This is a genomic window from Desulfovibrio sp., from assembly GCF_009712225.1.
GTDB lineage: Bacteria > Desulfobacterota > Desulfovibrionia > Desulfovibrionales > Desulfovibrionaceae > Desulfovibrio.
Map to the genome: position 1 here is coordinate 20,916 of NZ_WASP01000020.1, position 19,799 is coordinate 40,714.

At 58.2% G+C, this 19,799-nt stretch carries 14 protein-coding genes and 1 pseudogene; all 15 read left to right on the top strand.

Features of this window, described 5'->3' with window-relative positions:
* Positions 1 to 169 precede the first annotated feature (169 nt).
* The gene (locus F8N36_RS16225) at positions 170 to 5,326 is read left to right on the top strand and encodes an Ig-like domain-containing protein (protein WP_291334139.1); all 5,157 of its coding nucleotides are present in this window, start codon (positions 170 to 172) and stop codon (positions 5,324 to 5,326) included.
* Positions 5,327 to 5,460: 134 nt separating this feature from the next.
* Positions 5,461 to 5,847, top strand: a complete 387-nt coding sequence (traA, locus tag F8N36_RS16230; protein WP_291334141.1) for a TraA family conjugative transfer protein — start codon at positions 5,461 to 5,463, stop codon at positions 5,845 to 5,847.
* 651 nt (positions 5,848 to 6,498) lie between these two features.
* Positions 6,499 to 7,866 (top strand): thioredoxin fold domain-containing protein, encoded by a 1,368-nt coding sequence (locus F8N36_RS16235; protein ID WP_291334143.1) that lies wholly within the window; start codon positions 6,499 to 6,501, stop codon positions 7,864 to 7,866.
* Between the two features lie 22 nt (positions 7,867 to 7,888).
* Positions 7,889 to 8,203 (top strand): hypothetical protein, encoded by a 315-nt coding sequence (locus tag F8N36_RS16240; RefSeq protein ID WP_291334145.1) that lies wholly within the window; start codon positions 7,889 to 7,891, stop codon positions 8,201 to 8,203.
* Between the two features lie 63 nt (positions 8,204 to 8,266).
* Positions 8,267 to 10,798 (top strand): type IV secretion system protein TraC, encoded by a 2,532-nt coding sequence (gene traC / locus F8N36_RS16245; RefSeq protein WP_291334147.1) that lies wholly within the window; start codon positions 8,267 to 8,269, stop codon positions 10,796 to 10,798.
* Positions 10,795 to 11,214 carry a hypothetical protein gene (locus tag F8N36_RS16250; protein WP_291334150.1) on the top strand — a complete coding sequence of 140 codons (420 nt, stop codon included), beginning with the start codon at positions 10,795 to 10,797 and terminating at the stop codon, positions 11,212 to 11,214. The genes traC and F8N36_RS16250 overlap by 4 nt, the downstream gene beginning before the upstream one ends.
* On the top strand, positions 11,211 to 11,768 hold the full coding sequence (locus F8N36_RS16255; protein ID WP_291334152.1) for a S26 family signal peptidase: 558 nt from the start codon (positions 11,211 to 11,213) through the stop codon (positions 11,766 to 11,768). Before F8N36_RS16250 ends, F8N36_RS16255 begins: the two co-directional genes overlap by 4 nt.
* Before the next feature lie 137 nt (positions 11,769 to 11,905).
* Positions 11,906 to 12,361 carry a hypothetical protein gene (locus F8N36_RS16260; protein WP_291334153.1) on the top strand — a complete coding sequence of 152 codons (456 nt, stop codon included), beginning with the start codon at positions 11,906 to 11,908 and terminating at the stop codon, positions 12,359 to 12,361.
* Between the two features lie 82 nt (positions 12,362 to 12,443).
* Positions 12,444 to 13,619 carry a TrbC family F-type conjugative pilus assembly protein gene (locus F8N36_RS16265; RefSeq protein ID WP_291334154.1) on the top strand — a complete coding sequence of 392 codons (1,176 nt, stop codon included), beginning with the start codon at positions 12,444 to 12,446 and terminating at the stop codon, positions 13,617 to 13,619.
* Positions 13,606 to 14,763, top strand: a complete 1,158-nt coding sequence (locus tag F8N36_RS16270) for a TraU family protein (RefSeq protein ID WP_291334155.1) — start codon at positions 13,606 to 13,608, stop codon at positions 14,761 to 14,763. The genes F8N36_RS16265 and F8N36_RS16270 overlap by 14 nt, the downstream gene beginning before the upstream one ends.
* An 11-nt stretch (positions 14,764 to 14,774) precedes the next feature.
* Positions 14,775 to 15,455: a SpoIIE family protein phosphatase gene (locus F8N36_RS16275; RefSeq protein WP_291334156.1), complete on the top strand. Its 681-nt coding sequence runs from the start codon at positions 14,775 to 14,777 to the stop codon at positions 15,453 to 15,455.
* Positions 15,456 to 15,495: 40 nt separating this feature from the next.
* Positions 15,496 to 17,955, top strand: coding sequence for a conjugal transfer protein TraN (traN, locus tag F8N36_RS16280; RefSeq protein ID WP_291334157.1), 2,460 nt, complete (start codon positions 15,496 to 15,498; stop codon positions 17,953 to 17,955).
* A 100-nt stretch (positions 17,956 to 18,055) separates the two neighbouring features.
* Positions 18,056 to 18,361: pseudogene (locus F8N36_RS16285) on the top strand (transposase); the annotation flags it as partial.
* A gap of 47 nt (positions 18,362 to 18,408) precedes the next feature.
* The gene (locus F8N36_RS16290) at positions 18,409 to 19,305 is read left to right on the top strand and encodes a hypothetical protein (protein ID WP_291334158.1); all 897 of its coding nucleotides are present in this window, start codon (positions 18,409 to 18,411) and stop codon (positions 19,303 to 19,305) included.
* Between the two features lie 2 nt (positions 19,306 to 19,307).
* Entirely contained in the window at positions 19,308 to 19,763 is a 456-nt protein-coding gene (locus tag F8N36_RS16295) for a hypothetical protein (protein WP_291334159.1), read from the top strand.
* Positions 19,764 to 19,799 lie beyond the last annotated feature (36 nt).

Below are 19,799 nucleotides of genomic sequence, written 5' to 3' on the forward strand. Positions count from 1 at the left end.
AAAACACCCACATTGAAGGGCCTGACGGGGCGGGTGAGGGTAGGGGAATAACTAGCACAAAACGTAAGAAAAGGGACCTGCCGGCCGAAAATCGAAACTGATAAACCAAGTAGCAAAGTGTCTTACGAGGGCAGGTTAATCCTCGGTCTGTGTCGAGTGGGGGTTTTAGATGACGGTGAAGCCGCTCCAGAAAGTTGCAGCACTCGTTCTGGTAGGGATCACCTGCCTATCGGCAAGTGCACCCGCGCTTGCGCAGAGCCAATCGACGGGCGTCGTCGTTTCCGGAGACATTAACGTCTACACCGGACAGCCGAATATCACCTCGAACGCTTCGACCCGCGAAGCGTATGTGGCTCAGTCGCAAGTGAATGCGGGTGTGACTGGTTGCACTCCAGTGACTTCGAACACCTCAGCTGCTGGTCAGGGTGTATCCACGGGTGGGAAGACGCCGACCTGCGTTTGGTCTTGGACCAGCCTGCCCGACATCGTCGATTCCAATACTGGCCTTCAAGTCAAGGGCCGGTGGTCGAACAAAGGGACCCGAGCCGTTGCTGCACAGGTCTCGGTGGTCGATACCAACGGCACCGTCTATCCTCTTTCCACGAACTCTACATCGGTTACCGTCACCGACGACGTTACAGCGCCCACGGTCACGTTCCTCAACAACGGCAAGGCTTTTACCAGCGGCACTTTGACCACGCTTGCTGGCGTGACGTTCAGCCTGTCGGATCCGGCCGACCCCTCCCCGCAGGTGACAGGTGTCTCTGTCAAGACAGCCTCGGGCGCGGTCAACATCCCAACGACTTCGACCGGGAACAATACCTATTCGCTCACTTGGCCGACCCTCTCGCCGGGCTATTACCAACTCGCCGTAGCAACCACGGATGTGCTCGGGAATACGGGCACCACCACCATCGGCTTCACCTATTCGCCGCCATATGTGGGTTGGGCACAGGGCAACACCGTAGTGATCCCGGCGGTCACCACCGCGTTGCGCACTGCTTCGGGGGCCTGGCCGGCAACTTCGGCCACGATGGTGGTCAACGGGACATCGGTCTCCGGGTCGATGGCATGGACGGCCTCGTCAGCCTCGTCCTCAACCACGACCGTCATGGTAAACGGGGTTGCCATCGCGCCAGGAGCGTCCGGCGTCGCGATCGGCAATATTACGGTTTCCAGCAGTGCTCTCTCCGTGCCAATAGCGGCTGGTACAGCGGGGCAGGGAGGCACCGCCTATTTGACCATCAGTACGACGACACCTAATGTGCCGGAAGTGATCGGATCGGTCCAAGTATACGCGGCGAAGCCGACCGTCACCGCTACTGGGACTACCGTCGAAGCCTACATTGGGCAGACCGTCGCCAACATGGGCAGCGGTGGCAGCTGCAAAGCCGTGGCGACTGCATCGGCAGCCCAGGGGCTGGCAGTATCGCCGAACGGCGGCGCGCCCACCTGCTATTTCCAATGGACTGGCCTGCCCGATATCGTCGACGCCAACACTGGCACCCAGGTTAAGGGGCGGTGGAAGAATGCGGGCACTAGCTCGCTCGGATATACGGTGTCAGCGGTCGACTCCGACGGCACGCTTTATCCCATCGGAACAGGCGCCACAGCGATATCGGTGACCCCGGACAATACTCCGCCGACTATAAGTTATCAGTACAAAGGCAAGAACTTTACTGGCGGCAACGTTGCCTATCTTTCGCAGTTGGGGGTCACGCTCACTGATCCGGCGGATCCGTCTCCGACGATCTCGTCTGCGAGTATGGTCGCGCAAAGCTCTGGATCCACGGTTACATTGCCGGTGGTTGCCGGGTCGGCAGGCTCATTCACGTTCACTTGGCCCAGCAGCTTGGCACAGGGCACGTACACCCTTCAATTGACGACGGCCGACAGCATCGGGAACATCGGAACGTCGAGTATGCGTTTCTACTATGCACCGCCGATCGTCGGCTGGGCACAGAAAGGAGCCATCTCGATCCCGGCGGTCACGACCGCCATGCACACATCGTCGGGAAATTGGCCTGCCACATCAGCAGCGATGCAAATGGTCGATGCGGCGAGCCCGACCCCGGTCAAGGGTAGCATCCCGTGGACAGTGTCGTCGTCGTCATCATCGACTGCGACGGTTGTCGTCAATGGCGTGTCGATCGCCCCTGGCGCATCACAGCAGTCCATCGGAAATGTCACCGTCACCAATGGTGTGCTGGCGATGCCAGTGGCGGCAGCAACTGCCGGCCAGGGAGGTGTCGCGCACCTAACCATTTCGACCACGACGCCAAACGTTCCTTCAGTTGTCGGCGACGTCAATGTGTACGCCGGCACCCTCCAGGTTTCGCTGGCAAAGAACCCGATCCAGGCGATGTTTGACACCTTGAGTGCGAACGCATCGGTTGCCTCGGGCAGCGGCTGCACCCTGACGTCGAATCTGACGGCAGCCACGGGGGGCGGCGTCGGATCAAACCCTGTTTGCTACGTCCAGTGGGACACCTCGGGGATCCCGATCACCCTTACGAAAGGAAATGCTTCGCTGAATGGCTGGGTAAAAAATCCCGGGGCTTATCCGTTGAACTATTCACTGGCGGTGGTGGATACCGACGGCACGGTTTATCCGATGTCCTCGGGGTCAACGACAGTGACGGTGTCGGCGGCGAACACCTCATTCAATCTTGGCCTGACGGGCGATTTGACCAGCTTCTATTACTCGGTCATGCCCAACACGGTGACGATGGGAAACCTCGGCAATGGCTTCAATTGCAAGCTCACCGGCAGCCAGACCTATGCTCAGCAATACGCCGGCAATTCCACTACACCGATCTGCTATGGCGAGTACACCAGCTTGCCGAGCGGGTTCAAAGCCGTGACCGCCTCCGGCTCGAGTGCGCCTCAAGCCTCCGGTACGTTCACCAGCGCGCCGGCGACTTTTGGCATGCAGGCGACCTGGTATGCGAAGGATGGCTCGGCCATTGTTGTCGCAACCAATTCGGTGACGATCCAGGCCAACGATCCGCCGGCGCCGACCATCTCCTTCGCTCCGAACAACCCGGCAACTGTCGGCACCAACGGCGGAAACATTGGCACCCTGTCTGTGACGTCGCCCTTGGTCGCGCCGCTCCAGATCACAGCTGTCGATGAAACAAACGCAACCGCGTTTTCGGGAACGGCGTCTGCGAATGGTGCAGCCAAGGTCAATTACAAGAATGGTATTACGGTCACGGGCGGTCTCGCCGCCGGTGCGCAAAAAACCTACACATTCACCGTCGGCTATGCCGCTCTGCCGGCAGAAGCGGTACAGACCACCACCGCGGTGACGGTGGTACCGCCGTCGACCGTAAAGCCGATGCTGACCTCGACGGCAACCTCGGCGACCACTACCTCGCCAATCCCAGTTTCGGTGGCGATCACCGATAGCACCACCAGCAACTTTGACCCCACGACCATGGGAACTTGGCAGGTGGAGATCGCCTCTGTCGGGTCAGGCAATGTTTATACGCCCCTGACGAGTTTCACCCCTGTTGGCAGTGACGGAACGGCCAAGTTCAGCGTCTCCGCAGCCTCGATCACCTCGTCCAATCTTCAGCTTGTGGCGATCGCTCAGGAACTGAACACATCCGCCCAAGTTCAGCGCGTTTCCCAAATCTTGAGGCTGCCTCTATCCTTCGGCGGCGCCTTGCCTGTGACAGTGACGGCTTCCCCCACTGCCGGCCCGACGCCGTTGACCACCACCCTCACAGCCACCACGCAGGGCACCACGCAGCAGCAGACTGCGATGGGCGCAGCAAACTGGACGATCAGTACAGATGGCGGCAGCACATGGCAGCCACTTGGTGTGCCGGCGAGCAACAAAATTGACACGGTTGTCCCGAATGGAGGTGCCCAGTACCAGGCGACGATGGTCAACGTGAACTCGCAACTCTCTTCAACGAGTACGCCGGTCGCGGTGACGCCGTTCAACATGGTTCAAGCGACGATCTCCGGTTCGACCAGCGTTGCTGGTGGTCAGCCCGCCGTGTTCACCATCACGGCTACAGAAAACGGCACGGCGCTTGATCCGACGCAGTACGTCGTGCAGTGGTCGACCAATCAGGGAAAGACTTATGTCCCGGGCAGCTCGACGTTCACTTTTGACACCACATCGGTGACGAACTCGGGCGACCAATACGTTTGGGCGCAGGTGAGGGATGCTTCAGCTCCCAATATTGCGTCGGCATGGACAACGGTGAAAGCGACCCTCAACGTGAACTATGAGGCTGCACCGCTGGTGACCGCCTTCATCCCAAAGTCCATCCAGGCTGGGGTGCCGATCACTTTGACAGCTACGGTCGCGAACGTTGGTGGCGGCGCTGCCACCAAGTCCGGCGCATGGACCTTGCCGGATGGAACTACCGCGACCGGGTTAAGCACGACCTGGACACCGCCAGTCAGCCTGGTTTCTGGCTCTTCGGCGAGCCCAATCGTGTTTGTCGGCACGGTTACGTCTAAATCGGGCGCGACAGCATCGTCCACTGTCACGGTGAACTCGACTTTCTATCAGCCTACTTTGAAGCCAATCACCCTGACAGCTCTGGCAGCCAACACTTATGCCCCGACGACGGTGAACCTGAGCGTCCTATCCGAAAGCGGCGCAATCCCGACTGGGGCCAATATCGCCTGGTCAATACCGAACGATGCTACCCAGCTTGCATCTGGAGCTACGACGCTATCGGTCAGCGAGCCGGATTCGGGTGCAATCACTTACGGCGTCACGATTACCGACCAATACGGAAACCAGCAGACCGCTAGCAAGACAATCAATGTGCCGGCACCGCCTCCGTGGACTCTCAGCATGAACGTTTCCACCAGCAATATCTGGAATCGGGCTCCGCTGACCGCGAAGATCTCGCCGATGGTAGGTGGTGGCAACCCGACCGACAAAATTGCGTCGCTGACCTACTCGGTTGATGGCGTAGCACAGATGGTCAACCAGTCTGCTGCGACTCTTGGCACCGTCAATTTGACGGTCGGTAAGCACTTGGTGGCAGTTGATTTATTGTCGGCTAATGGCCTTACCGCACATGCAGAAAAGAACATAACGGCGGTCGCTCCAATCATGCCGACCTGCACAATTCAGGGAGGAACGCAGACCTCGGGTTGGTTCGCCTCGATAACTTGCGTCAGCAAGAACACCAACATCGTTTCTTACCAGTGGACGGTGAACGGGGTGGCCATGCAGTCAACAACGGCGCGGACCATGTCGGCGCTGATATCGAGCTACTCCAGCAAGCCGACGTTCACTGTGACCGCCACGGACGATGCCGGTCAGACGACCGCGCCAGTCTCATGGTGAGCAGGGTGCCAGAGGGACAGACAGGAAATATCAAACAAAACCGCGCGGAATAGGCCGTACCGCGTCTGGACCGAGTTTAATAAAATTCAACCAGTGTTTTCAGGGAAAAACGCTTTCAAATGGAGAAGTCGGTAATGAACATCCAGCAAACCACCAAGTTCCTCCGCCAGGCCATTGCCTATGCCATCCCCGTAGCAGCGGTGGCGGTTGTTCTCGTCCCCGATCTCGCGCATGCCGCAGGTACCAGTTCGGGCTCCGATCCCTTCCAGTCCATGCTCACCACCACCACCAGCTGGGTGCAGGGCTCGATGGGTCAGCTCGTGTCACTGTCGGCGATCGCCTACGGTCTCGGGGCGGGCCTGTTCAAGAATTCGGTGGGCGGCGCAGTCACCGGTGTGGGCGGCGGCATGGTTCTGAATGCTTCCCCGACGATTGTCTCGAACACATTCGGCGCCGCGATCCCCATGGCGGCGGCGGTTTCGCATCATCTGCCGTCCGCAGTGCAGGCGGTGATCGGTTAAGGCAGGTTCTCCGGACCGATTTCTCAATCCGGAAGGCTCTGTCCTTTTCCCTCGTGTAACACGGATCCGGTAGGATGGCTTATCAGATCCGTGACGGGGCCTCGCCAGAGCCGGAAGCGGCTCACTTTGGCCAGATGGGGATAGAACTGGTGGCCAACCTTCGGACACGGTAGAGGTCATCGTTGACGCCAAGGTTGTTGCGGCCGTGTAAGCGCCAACGCACCCGCCCCAATGGTTCTGACTGCGGGAGGCGTCCCACCAGTCGCCTTCCATCTCTCGGTCAATGCATCAAGGCCACCGACACCAATTGCGGCCTATCCTCTCTGCAGAACCGAAAAAGTCTTCCAATAAAGCGCTTCCCACCAAGCCTATGCGCCGCCTTCTGCCAGGTGCTGGGTGGCTGCATTAGTGACAAAAACGCAGAGAATAGCCGGTATCTAGGCCGCCTCATCTTGTTTAGAAAGAATCATGCCTCCTCTGCGGTGGAAGAACCTTCCAGCTGAAAGAGAATTATGATTCTGCGCAGTTCAATAATGGTGGCTTCGGGCGCCGGAGCGTCCATCCTTTCCGCCAACTTCAGTCTGCAGTGGTCGCAGACTGACAGGCCTTTGGCAACCGACGAGCCCATGTTGAACTGAGGAGCGACGCATCATGGATCGCCTGCGTTTCGCAGTTATTGGAGCCATTACCGGCTGTCTTTTTGCCCTTGGCAGCGCGGCCGGCGCCGCTGACATGGTGCTTCCTGGGGGCTTCCTTGGCTCCCAAGAGATTATCTCCGGCGGCCTGGTAGCAATTCAGCCCGATAATGGTGGCCCGCTGGTCATTCGCTCCAAGGATGGCCACTTCGACTTGCGCGGAACCCTCTATGATGCCTGGGCCGGGGGCAAGGCGCTGGGCACCCTTCAGGATGTTCGCTGGTCCGTCGAACATCTCAGCATCGATATGATCCATAGCCAAGTCGGCGATACGGACCCGATCATCTTCGGCACCGGACCGGAAGTAACCATCTTCACCGACCCAAAATGTGAACCGTGCAAGAGGCTACTCAGCGAGGCGCAAGCTCTGAGCAAGCGCTACACCTTTAAGGTCTACGTCATTCCGGTGCTGGGCAAGGCGTCCGAGACGGATGTCCGCACCATCGCCTGTGCCGCGGACCGACGTAAGGCGGAAGCTCAGTTCATCAGCGGGCAGCCCCTCAACCAGGTTCCGCAGATCGCAGATTGTGGCCCGTTCCAATTGCAAAAATCACTGGCCCGATTTGCTCGGGCAAACAAGGTTCTTGGCGTCACCGAAGTCCCAGTCGTGGTCGCGTCGGACGGCCGCCGGTTCGAAGGCGCCCCGACAAGTCTGGCGGCTTTTCTTTCCGGAGAGGAAAAAGCCCCCCGGCCAGCTCAATCGCCCACGGTCGAGACCATTCGAGTGCACGGTTTGATGGCGTTTCAGCCCGACAATGGCGGTCCGTTGATCATCATGTCCAAAGACTCCCGTTATGTGCTGAAGGGAGTGCTCGTCGACAGCTGGGCTGGGGGCAAGGTATTGGCCACGCTTCAGGATGTGCGGGACGCTGGCCAACACCTCAATCTGCAAAAACTCCAAGGTGTCATCAGCGACGTCGATCCGATCACTTTCGGCTCAGGCCCGCAAGTGATCATTTATACGGACCCGCGATGTGAGAACTGCCGGGCAGTTCTCAATCAAGCACTCGCTTTGAGCAAGCAATACACCTTCAAAGTGCTTTTGGTCGCGGCACCGGTCAGCAAAGCCTCTGAAATCGACCTAGAAAGCATCGCCTGCGCTGCGGACCGGCAGCGAGCGGAAGCGCTCTTCATCAACGCGCAGCCGTTGACCCAGATCCAGCGTAAGCCAAATTGCGGCAAAGCGGAACTTGTAGGCGTTGCCCGACGCTTGCTGACCGCCAAGTTGTTGGCGGTGACTCAGGTACCCGTCGTGATCGCTCCCGATGACCGTCGGTTCGACGGTGTCCCGCCCGACCTGGCAACCTTTCTAGCCGCCAAATAGGCAAGCAAACGAGGAGTTTCCCATGCAAATTCGTATTTTAGCTCTCGGCCTGCTGTTGGCGGCGATGCTCTCCAACTCAAACGAAGCCATCAACTTGCTGAAGGCTCATTATGCCAGCAACTCCAGTTATACCTTTGGCTTGGCGCTGGATACCATATCGCCCTCAGTGGCAACTGTTGGCGGTGCGGCATTATTTTCGGCTGTCGTGCCGTTTCTTTACCTTCTGGGAGGCAGCTTGCTGATTGTCGCGGTGCTGTCGGCGGCAATGGTGGGCACAGCGTATCTCGCTTGGTGTGCCGCGCCCTACGGTTCCCAGTTGTTCCGGTGGGTTTTGTGATCCAAGCAAGGCTCAATCCGGCCAGAGCAGAATAGCGCAGCAGAGATTTGTGGAGCGTCACCAATGAGCATGATGGGCGAAAACCTGAATAAGTCTCGGGCTTGGGAACGACTTTGCCTCGTCGCCGAAGAAGACAAAATTTTTGTCAATTCCGACGGGACCATCGGCTTTGCCTTTCTTTGTCACCCGCTCTACGGAATCAGCGAGGCCACCGAAAAGCAGTTGATGACGACGATCCGCCAGGAGTGGCCGGATGACGCCGTCGTCCAAATCATGCTGTACGGCACTCCGGCGATCAACTCGAACGTCAACACGATCCGTCGCATTACCGTGCGCAACGAGGATCCGGTCCTCAAGGAACTCATCGAAAAGCGCATCTCGCTTTTTCAGGAGGCCACGAACGCTCCCCTGGACCCGCGGTTGCCTGTCTATGTTCGTACGGTCAACCTCTGCATCAGCGCGAAATGGAAGATCAACGGTTCGGTGCCATCCGAAGAGGAACTGGAAGAAGCGCAAACGCTGCGGTCACGCCTCAAGCAGGCGTTGGTGACCACGAAGATTTATCCGGTGCAGGATTACCCCGACGGTCTGGACCAAGAAGGCCTGACGACGGTCTACAACACGATCGTCAATCACGGCCGAAACGCGGCCTGGCGAACCGGGTTGCCGATCGACATAGATGAGGAAACGCCGATCCGCGAGAAGATCTTCGACTACGACACCCCGGTCAAGATCGACGATGCGAAGATCATGCTCGGTGACACGGAAGTGCGAGTCCTGAGCCCGAAATACCTGCCGAAGCGGGCGCATTTTGGCGCGGCCTGGGCTTTCATTGGCGACCGCATCGACGGTGCACGGGGTCTTCGCGTTCCGTTCATCATCACCGCTACAATGTTCTTCGAAAAGCGGCAAACGATTAGGTCGCAAGTTGAGCGGAAGGCGGTCCTGGCCACCAATGCCGCATTTGGCCCTTTGGCAAGGATCATTCCGACGCTGGGTGAGCGAAAACAGGATTTCGACTCAGTCCTGCAGAACGTCAACGACGGCGACCGCATCGTGAAATTCGGCATATCGGTGGCCCTGTTCTGCACGGACAGCAAGGTCGCCGATATGGCGGAAGCCGAGATCGAAACCTTCTGGGGCGAAAACGGCATGCACATGCTGCCGGACCAGAAGTTCATTTGCCCGATCTTCTTTGGCATGCTGCCGCTCAATGCCGACGCCCAGATCTTTGACGTCGTCCGCCGTGTCAAGACGATGACCGTGAAGCAGATGCTGCCGGTCGTTCCGGTCTTCGCTGAATGGGCCGGCACGCAAACGCCCTCGATGTCCTACATCTCCCGCAACGGGCAGATGATGGGCTTCTGCCTATTCGACAGCGATACGAACTACAATTTTGTCGTGATTGCCGAGTCTGGAGCCGGCAAGTCCTTCTTCGTCAACAACATGATTGTTTCCTACCTAGCGCAACAAGCGGTTGTCTGGGTGCTGGACGTCGGCCGGAGTTATGTGAAGCTCTGCGAGACGCTGGGGGGCGATTTTATCGAATTCGGCAACGACAACATACCGGGGATGAATCCATTCCCGTTGGTCGAAGAATGGGACGAAGAAGAGGATATGCTTGTTGGCCTGTTCCTGATCATGGCCTTCCAAAAAGACGAGCCGACCGACGTCCAACTGCAAGGTCTCAAGCAACACCTGAAAGACACGTTCACCGAATTCGGCAAGGAGACGAACGTCGACCTTGTGGCGGCGAACCTGGCGAAGGACAGCGATCCTGAAGTTGCGCGGATGTCGCGGCAGCTTCACTCCTTCACCTCCCGAGGGGCATACGGCGCCTATTTCAACGGACCCAACACCGTCAGATTCACCAATCGCTTCACGGTGTTGGAACTGGAAGAGTTGAAGACCAGGAAGCATTTGCAGCGGGTCGTTCTGGCCCAGATGATCTATCAGATCCAGCAAACCATGTACCTTGGCGATCGCGGCCTGATGAAACTGGCGCTGATCGACGAGGCGTGGGACTTGCTGGGCAAAAGCAGCGGCCCGGAGGCGGCATACTTCATTGAGACCGCATTCCGTCGTGCAAGAAAATATCGTGGTGCGATCGGTGTCATTACCCAACAGGCCAACGACCTGACACAAGACTCGGTCGGACAAGCCGTGCTCGCTAACGCGGCTACCAAGTTCCTACTGAAGCAAGGCGGCCAGTCGATTGCCACATTGCGCGAGAACGACAAGCTCGGGTTCGGCAGCGAAAGTGCCTACGACCTCCTTCTGAACGTCCACACCGTGAGCGGCGTCTACAGTGAGATCTTCATCGTCTCGAACCGAGGTTGCGGCGTCGCCCGTCTGGTGGTGAGCGAATACGAGAAGCTTCTATACAGCACGCGACCATCCGACCTGATCGCGGTGCAGGAGAAGACCAAACAGGGGCTGACCTACAACGAAGCCATCGTGGCCATCCTCGAGGAACGGAACAGCGGCAGCGAGGATGCCATGGTTTCGACCCTCGAACTGAAGTCCCTATTGAAGCATGGCGTTACCGTTGACCAGGCAATCCGTACTCTGACCCGAAAGGCGCGTGCAGCATGACCGATGAACTGAAGGCCGAGACCATCCTCCCGCCGCGGGTGGAGCCGGAGGCCGAGAAGAAGGTCCTTGGGTGGATGGACGTAGCCATGGTGGCGTTGGTCTGCGCGGCCTTTTCGGGTGTCGTGACCTATCGTCTGGCGCTCAATTCGGTCGAAGCAAGCGTTCAAGCAGAAGTGCAGGGGCTGAAAGTGGAGTTGGCCCAAACATTGGCGCAGGCGCCGAGGGTGGCAGTGTTTGACACCATCAAGCAGACCAACGCGATGACGGGTCTCGACGAGAATGGTGACGAATTTAAGCGAATCACCAGGGACCTCAGAAGCCGCCAGGACGAACTCCTCAACCAAGGCACGGTGATCCTGGACAAACGAATGGTGATCAATGCGCCTGACACCGCCGTTCTGCCGATATTGAAATGATGATCGGCTATCGAAAGTCCGAAGGGAACATCGGCGGCGAAAGGTGGCGGCGCCCGAAGAATCGGAAGGTCGCGGTTCTTGCCAAGTCGGCGCTTGGCATCCTCGCGATCGCCTTGGCTTTGTCCTATTTCAAGGCGCACTACTTCATCGGCATCATGACCCAGACCGCGCGGTGCATCGACAACGCCACGGTTTTCCTCGTCGTCAAGGACGACAAGACGCCAGTACGCGGGGCGACAATGGCGTTCGCGTCGCGCGGTCTTTCTCCGATCGTCGAAGATGACCAGGTGATCGTCAAATTCATGGACGGGCTACCGGGCGACCAGGTCAATGTCGGTGTGCGCCACACGAGCATCAACGGTACGGAAATCGTCGGCGACCTATCCGCTGTGGCTGACAATCTCGGGGTAGCTCCGGAGCGGTTCGTCCGCCAGCAGACATTGGGCCAGGACGAGTACTGGATGCAAGGTCGAACGGCAAAGTCGTTCGACAGTCGCTTTTGGGGACCAATCAAGACCGAACAGATCATTGGGCGAGCATATATTCTTTTTTGACCACGCGCGTGTCGTGAAAGTCAATAGAGAATTAATCACAATAATCGCATCGAATGCGGTGTACGTGCGTTTTATTGGGGCCTGTAAAATTGCGCGAGAAATGGGGATGACCAACAGCGTGACCTGGGAAGTCCAACATGCATCGTCTGCAAGAAGTTTCCACGCCTCCCGCGAAGTCCATTGCCCCCGAAAGCCAGGGGCTTCTTGACCGGCTCGAACGGCGGTTGGAGGGGGTGACGGCACCATTTTCGGCGCTCATTGCTACGCACGAAGTCGCGTTTGCCCGGTATAGGGCAATAAGAATGGCGCTGGGGTGGGTCATCGGCCTTGGATTCAGTTCACTGTTCTTTATCTCGGCCACCATCGGTCTGATGATTATAGCGTCCTTCTATTTGTCGCCGGAAGTAGCAGAGGTGACCTTGCCGAAGGACAATCTGAAGGGGCTGGCGATCCTTGCGTTGATCGGCTGGATACTTGTGCGGATCGTTCTCCTCCTCAACAGCGACGGTTCCGATGATGTCCTGTCCAGGGTCGTGAAAACCTGGCGCGGCGAGCGCAGGTACGTGGTCTGGAAATCCCGCTCTCGTCAGTAAGATGTCAGCCAGTAATCCGGAGCGAAGGCCTGACCAAGGCTTCCGGTAAATCGCTGGCAAAAATGGTCAAAGGATGCATTCGTTGAGCGTTCAACCCACCCGCTGGAAAGTCACTTTTCTCGTCGCGATGCTCTGTGCATTTGGAACGGCTGTGCATGCTCAGACCAACGACCAGAGCATGCAGGCAGTGATCGAGTCGGCGAAGAAGAACCAGAGTTCGGTCGTCGATCCGGGACTTGACGTTGAGGCGGTGCAACGCCGCGCGGCGGACCTCTGGCGGAGCAACCAAGTCAAATCGGTGGCTGGGCATACGGTGGACTCGGCGCCGGCGAACACCGGTGCATCGCCACTTACGGGCCAACCACTGACGGAAAATGCTCTACCGAAAGAGGAGATGATGATCCTCGTGTCGGCCAGCCTCGGCGAAGTCGTGTTGCGGCAGATCGCTGACGATGCCCGGACACACCCAAATACCGCCCTGGTGTTTCGCGGATTCCCGGATGGTGACACTGCTGTCGGCCCTAAGGCCATCATGCAGCTGTTTAGTGGTGCCAAGAATGTGCCGGTCGTCGTCGACCCGCGGCCGTTTCGGGACAACCACATCATCACCGTGCCGACGATGATACTGAAGCGAGGCGGGAAGTCGTCGTTGGTCCGAGGCATCACCAATCCACGCTTCCTGCTGGAGCGCGAACCAGGTGATTACGGAAAGCAGGGACCAACTCAGGATATTTCGGAACCTGATCTCCTCGACATGATTGCCACGCGCATCAACCAGATCGATTGGGGCGCAAAGCAGCGTCGCGGCATCGAACGCTTCTGGTCGAACGCCGCCATCCTGGAGTTGCCGCCGATCAAGACTGCGCAGACCAGGACGGTCAACATGGCGGTCCAGGCGGTTGCGGATATCAAGGACGCGAATGGCAACATCATCGTCCGTAAAGGGACGGTGATGGATCCCATGCGGATGGTGCCGTTCAACACGAGGCTTCTTGTGTTCGATCCGAACGATCCGAAGCAAGTGGCTTGGGCGCAATCGCACGTGTCGGCTGAGAAGACTACGATGTTCCTGGTGGTCAATTACAAGCGAGAAGGGGCTTGGGATGGTTGGCGCGCCCTGATCGATAAGTTCCACGCGCCGATCTACCTCCTGACCTCCAATGTCCGTGATCGTTTCGGGTTGGCCGGTGTGCCATCGCTGGTCGAATCACGCGGTGGTGTGATGACTGTTCAAGAGGGATTCGATGATGCGCGGTAAGGCGATTTGCCTGGCACTCGGCATTGTTCTGCTTGGGCTGGCGGTCTGGCAGCCCGCAGCCGCCCAATCAACACCAGCAGGGCAGTGCACAAGCAGCGGCTCCAGTTCGACGCCTCAGTGTGCAAGCTCGGGGACCAGCAAAGATCCGACCTGTCCAGATGGTGAACTCTTATCGGCCAAACTAATCACCGATATCTGTTGGAGCTGCATATTCCCGATTCAGGTCGGCGGGGTGAAGCTGTTTGGCGGCGACAATCCGGTTCCGATCGAAGCGGCAGACGATGCGATTTGCGCCTGCAATAACGCCAATGATGTTCCGACGCTTGGGATCACGCTCGGCATGTGGCAACCCGCGCAGGTCATGGAAATTGTTCGAGGACCAGGATGCGCGCCAGCACTCGGTGGCATCACGCTACCGCTTGGAAACGCCTATTTTCGCGGCACCACAGGGCACGGGGTTCATTCAGGGCAGGAAAAGGCTTTTTATCACTACCACAAATACGCCTTTCCGCTGTTGGCGATCTTGGAACTGTTCACGGCGCCGCATTGTTTCGGCGACGGTTTCATGGATTTCGATCTGGTCTATGTGTCCGAGGTCGATCCGACCTGGAACAATGATGAATTGGCATTTTTCGCCGATCCTGAAGCTGCATTGACCGCAAATCCGATCGCGGCCGCAGCCTGCATCGGTGATGCCGCGATGGCCGCTGCAGACCAGGTGTCCAACGTCATGTATTGGTGCGCCGGCTCCTGGGGGCTGCTCTATCCGTTTTCCGGGCAGATGGATGCCAACGGCAGCATGCCGCGGAAGACAAGCTTGCTGGCGACTCGGGCAATCGCTGCATTGCATCGGCGGGGCTTGGCTTGGCAAACCATGGGCAATGGCGCCGTTTGCAAAGCCTACATCCAACCCATGTTCCCGAAGGACATGTACCGGATGTCCATGTTCTACCCTAGCAACGAAGGGAGTGGCACCGCATCCATTCCGAGCGGCGGTGGCTCTGGTCAGACGCTCAGTACCATTGGCTCTCACCCAATCGGGCAGTCGACGGTGATGTGGGGATCCTGGCGGTCCTGGCCGATTACCGGCGAGGACGCCCTCTACATCATCTTCCGCTGGAACGATTGCTGTGCGTCGCTGTAGGGAGCGCTGTAATGGGAAACGGTGAGGCAGGGGGATCCCGAAGCGGTCGTATCAGCCGGGATTATGTGAGACTGGTGACGATTCGTGATTTCGAGATCGTGGCCTGCTCGGTTCCGAGCGCGGAAGCCGAGGAGAACGGGGATCATTGGGGGGCCGTCGAGGCGCCAGGCGGCCTGGCTGTCGTAGTTGCCGACGGCGCGGGCCGAGCGCCGGGCACCGCCTCCCAGATTGCCGTCTCGATCATTCTCGACAATCTCGCCGCAGGCGCCAAGCCGCTTCAAGCGCTCGAGGTGGCAGATCGCTATCTGGCTCAGGAGGATCTTCTAAGCACGGCAGTGATTTGCTTGCTCGAAAGCAATCTGGCCACGGTGGTTGCAGCCGGCGACAGCGAAGCCTGGGGGATCACTGCAGGTGTCGCTGGCGGTCAATTTCTTTCTCACCACCAAGGGCGCCGACGGCTCGGGGCAGAAATCACACCCTGCGAAGCCATTGTGGTGGCCATCCCAGGTGTCCTGCTGCTGGCTTCAGATGGAGTGACGCGGTGTATGTCGATGGTGGACGCCTGCGATGTCGTCCAGCAGGTTCGCCATCGGGACTCGGCCGCGGCGGTTATCGAAGCGATTTGGCGGCGATATCAAGACCACCACGATGACGCCACAGCCGTGGTCGTTCGAAGAGCGATGAACAGGTAAAGGAATCGTGGGACCGCTTCTCCGCTACTTGCTGAAGAGCATGGTCATTTTGGTCTGCATCGTAACCAATTTGTTGGTTACGAGCTACGCGATCTATGCCCAGACGGCGACCAGCAACTCCGCGATCTCGGCGGGGCAGGCAGCTGGCGCGGCCGGTTTCGGCCAGATGCCAGTGACGGTAGATAGCAGCGGCAACATGATGATCAAGGCCGGTGCGGGAGGGTCAACGATAACCTTGACCCCCTCTGACATCGCGCAAACACCGTCGGGCACTTACAATTCTCAGGTAGGTTCATATCAGGGGGTCTACGGCAGCAACACGGCCATGACGCAGGCCGGGGTGAATGCCCAGGCCAACCTGGCCACAGGCAACGCGGCACCAAACCAAGCGTATCAGACGCTGACCGACGTTTATAAGAATGGGACCGGTTCCTTCACTGCGACGGATCCAATCTTCACAAAGGCAACCCAGACACTTAATAACAACAATCTCTTGTCGACCTTTGCGGCATGCACGCAAACAACTTCGACCAACAAAACAACAACAAAGATGCATGTTCCGAGCTACGTGACATGCAATATAGCGAACCCGCAAATCAATACCTATACGCTAGTGCATGGATATAACTATCCGGCGCCACCACCACTGGTGCATAACTTAAATGTTGCGGCCGGATGCAGTGTGAGCACCTCTGGGGCGACTGCGACCGATGCTTATTTGACATTTTCGAATTGCGTTGGCCAGACGATTACGCTGACGTTGAACAACGGCGGGACTTTTTCTGAAATAGACGTCCACAATGGCGATGGTGGATACAATCAATACTACGTTAATGGCCAACATTGCGGCTATACAACAGGCGTCGGCAATGTCAACTGTACCTTCGGTGTCAGCGGCGGAACGATTTCCCTGAACTACTCGGGAAAAGATCCGGTGACGGCCCATGTGACAGGGTCAGTGCCTAACACACAAAACATCACGGATAGCTGGTCACCGCAACAATACCTTGCCGCTGTCAGCAAGCCTGACGCCGAGTGCACCGTCACGTCTACCTGCACCTCCATGCCGTCCGTAGATGCCAGCGGGTGTGCATTAATCAATGGAAACTATACCTGCCCAAGTCAGATGGCGGCTTCGCCGATCGCGGGGATCAACCCCCTTTGTCAGCAGGTATCCGCGACGGTAAATTGCACCCAGTTCGATGTTGGACAAGGGGATACCTACACGACAGGGCAAGGGCAAAGCACGACGCTGGCAAGCAATGGCAGCACACCAAACGGTTGCCTTGCCTACCAGAACAATCCGGCATGCGTCTTCCAATCTCAGACTTGCGCAGATGGTGCGCTTGGCGGGACAACGGGCACTTGCTACGTTCAAACCCAAGTATGGGACTGCGGGACCGACACAAACGTTCCGACGACGACGACGACGACCAGTCAGAATTGCACGGGGCCAGTGCAATGCATGGGGACGAGCTGCAGCAGTGTTACCCAGTCGACAACCAACAATTTCGCCCAGGCTACTGCGGCTCTCCAGGTGGCCCAGGGCCTTCAGATGGACAGCAATTGCGCGACCGGCACCTCTGGGTCGAGTTGTTCAATCTTCCCCGGTACGGCATTGACCTGCAAGAAGGCGGTTGGCGGCATCGTCGATTGCTGCAAGACCCCGGTGCCGGTGAATTTCGTCACGTATATCCAGGCGGCCTTTGCCACCCATAGCGCCTACACGACGGCGCAATCCCTTGGGTATTTGGGACAGAGTGCGCCTGATCTGAGTTATGGGTCGATCCAAACGCAACTTAGCAGCGCATTGGGTCTAGATGAGGGGGCGGATCCATCGCTGCTCTCGCAGGCATCGGAATTTATCAGTACGGCCGAGGATGAGATCCAAAGTGCGGCGACCACATGGATGGCGGATACCTTCGGCGAGGAGGCCACCACCGAGATCATGACCTCGATGATCACCGACATCATACCTGGCCTCAACATGATCATGATGCTCTACACGATGTATCAGATCACCATGATGATCATCCAGATGGTCTGGCAGTGTGAAAGTTCAGAGCAAAATTTGGCGACTGAGATCGCGGACAAGCAATGCCATTACCTTGGCACTTATTGCGCATCTTCTGTACTGGGAGCCTGCATCGAGACGAAGGATTCTTATTGCTGCTTCTCAAGTCCGCTTTCTCGGATACTGCAGGAGCAGGTAAGACTCCAACCGCAGGTGGGGCTAAGCTGGGGTACGGCGAAGAATCCGAACTGTCAAGCGATTACCCTAGCGCAACTTGGGTTGGTGAATTGGAGCCAGGTTGATCTTTCGGAGTGGATTGCGATGCTCAATATCGCCAATGTTGGCGAGGCCAGCAAGCAGTTGAGCGCCGATGGACTGACCGGTTCCGGCTCATACCTCAGCCAAGTGACAGGAACATCTCGTCCGAACTCGGTGACCCGCGCCATCAATAGTTCCACCACTTTGACATCGACGCCGAAGCAGTAAGAGCATGACCCATAAATCGAAAATATGGAGCGAAAATTGGTTGAGCGGCGTCAGTCCTTCGTGATTCGGTCGTGGTTGCAAAGCTACGACGGTGAATACGATGGGATGGACTGCAGCCGCTCGGCGTCAGTATGGCGTTCGGGTCTCGACCGATGCAAACAGTTTGACGGACCGGGAATGGGCGATGATCGCGCCTTTCATGCCCGCCCTCAAGAGGCGGGGGCGTCCGCGGAAAACGGATCTGCGATTGGTGGTCGATGCGATTTTGTACATCGCCTGGACCGGTTGCCAATGGCGGGCGCTGGACCAGCGGTTTCCGCCAGTTTCCACGGTCCAGCGGTTCTTCTACCGCTGGCGCGACGATGGCACGTTGAGGCGGATCAATCATCATTTGATGATGGCCTCTTGGTCTGCTTCGCGGCCAACATCGGCCCCAACCTGCCACCCTCCACTTTGAAGAAGGTGATCGGGGGCCGGTTGCGGTCGAACGGACGCTACGCCCCAATCCTCGAGGAGAAACCGCGGTGCTGGCGCCTCAACTATGCCGGCGAATTCCACCTCGACATCACGCCTTCGATAAAGAACCCAGGCTGTCCCGCCGGCGGAGAATTGGTCCCTGACAAGAAGCTCCAAGAGTGGAAGCCGTCGAATCCTAAGGGCTTTAAGGCCCTGTTCGATCTGCGCGCCGCCCTGCAGCCCCGCATCGGCATGCGCAAGGCGGCCGCCGCCATGGATCGCGCCATGGAAGAGGTTGCACCGTTCCCTGAACAGGCACGGCTGAAGGGCGTGCTTCGACGCACCGTGCAACTCGCCAAGCGCCACCGGGATGTCTATTTCGAGACCGATAAGACCGGCTCCGCGCCGATTTCGATCATCATCACGACCCTGGCGGCCCGGAGCTACGAGCACTGCGTCCAGCAATTTGAATACGACACCGAGTTCGATCTGCTCTCCGACATCGTGCGGCTGATGCCCAACTTCATTGAGACGCGCGAGGTCCGCGGCGGCTGCATTGAGTGGTACGTCTGGAATGAAACCACTGCCGGGGAGAATTTTGCGGAAAAGTGGAACGCCAAGCCGCAGCTGGCCGCAGCCTTCTTCGACTGGCATACCCGGTTTCTGGCCCAAACGGAGGCCGTGGCCAGCGCCGCCGGTCTCGATGCGTTGACCAAGAGCCTGTCGGCAGGTTTCGGCAGCTCGCCGGTGAAGATGGCCTTCGACCAGATGACGAAGGAGGTCTCCGCCGCACGCACCCAAGGAAAACTCGTTCTCTTGCCATCGGTAGGCCTGATGTCCGGCGTCGACGGTGGAACGGCGGTTCGCCGCAACACCTTCTTCGGAGCTGACTGAGCATGCGATACGGTGGTCCCCGCGGCCTCACCGTCGCGCAACAGTTCGTCAATCTGCGGGCCAATCCGGCATGCCGGGGCACCGGGACGCTGCGTGCTGGTCGCCTTGTCTGGCGGTACGAGGTTCAACCGACCCCGCTCAGCCGGAGTTATACCCTGGAGCTGGTGTATCAGCAGGGTAAGTCACCAGACGTCTTCGTCGTCGAGCCAGATCTCACCGAGTTAGCCGACGGCCGGAAGCTCCCGCACGTCTACCAGCAAAAACCTACGGAACTTTGCCTGTACCTGCCTGGCTCAGGGGAATGGAGTTCCTCGAAACGGATGGATCAGACCATCGTCCCATGGGCGGCGCTTTGGCTCTTCTATTTTGAAGAATGGCTTGTTTCCCGGCAATGGAAGGGCGGTGGCAAACACCCAGAAAGGACAAAACATGCCCGGAATTATACCAACTTTCGGTGAGTGAGACTCACGGAGGGGATTCCCAAGCCGGCCAGA

Bases quoted from the DNA above. Each gene is read 5' to 3' on its own strand.
- F8N36_RS16295 (WP_291334159.1), top strand. From the start codon at position 19,308: ATGCGATACGGTGGTCCCCGCGGCCTCACCGTCGCGCAACAGTTCGTC.
- traC (WP_291334147.1), top strand. From the start codon at position 8,267: ATGAGCATGATGGGCGAAAACCTGAATAAGTCTCGGGCTTGGGAACGA.
- F8N36_RS16240 (WP_291334145.1), top strand. From the start codon at position 7,889: ATGCAAATTCGTATTTTAGCTCTCGGCCTGCTGTTGGCGGCGATGCTC.
- F8N36_RS16255 (WP_291334152.1), top strand. From the start codon at position 11,211: ATGATGATCGGCTATCGAAAGTCCGAAGGGAACATCGGCGGCGAAAGG.
- F8N36_RS16225 (WP_291334139.1), top strand. From the start codon at position 170: ATGACGGTGAAGCCGCTCCAGAAAGTTGCAGCACTCGTTCTGGTAGGG.
- traA (WP_291334141.1), top strand. From the start codon at position 5,461: ATGAACATCCAGCAAACCACCAAGTTCCTCCGCCAGGCCATTGCCTAT.
- F8N36_RS16275 (WP_291334156.1), top strand. From the start codon at position 14,775: ATGGGAAACGGTGAGGCAGGGGGATCCCGAAGCGGTCGTATCAGCCGG.
- F8N36_RS16270 (WP_291334155.1), top strand. From the start codon at position 13,606: ATGATGCGCGGTAAGGCGATTTGCCTGGCACTCGGCATTGTTCTGCTT.
- traN (WP_291334157.1), top strand. From the start codon at position 15,496: ATGGTCATTTTGGTCTGCATCGTAACCAATTTGTTGGTTACGAGCTAC.
- F8N36_RS16250 (WP_291334150.1), top strand. From the start codon at position 10,795: ATGACCGATGAACTGAAGGCCGAGACCATCCTCCCGCCGCGGGTGGAG.
- F8N36_RS16260 (WP_291334153.1), top strand. From the start codon at position 11,906: ATGCATCGTCTGCAAGAAGTTTCCACGCCTCCCGCGAAGTCCATTGCC.
- F8N36_RS16235 (WP_291334143.1), top strand. From the start codon at position 6,499: ATGGATCGCCTGCGTTTCGCAGTTATTGGAGCCATTACCGGCTGTCTT.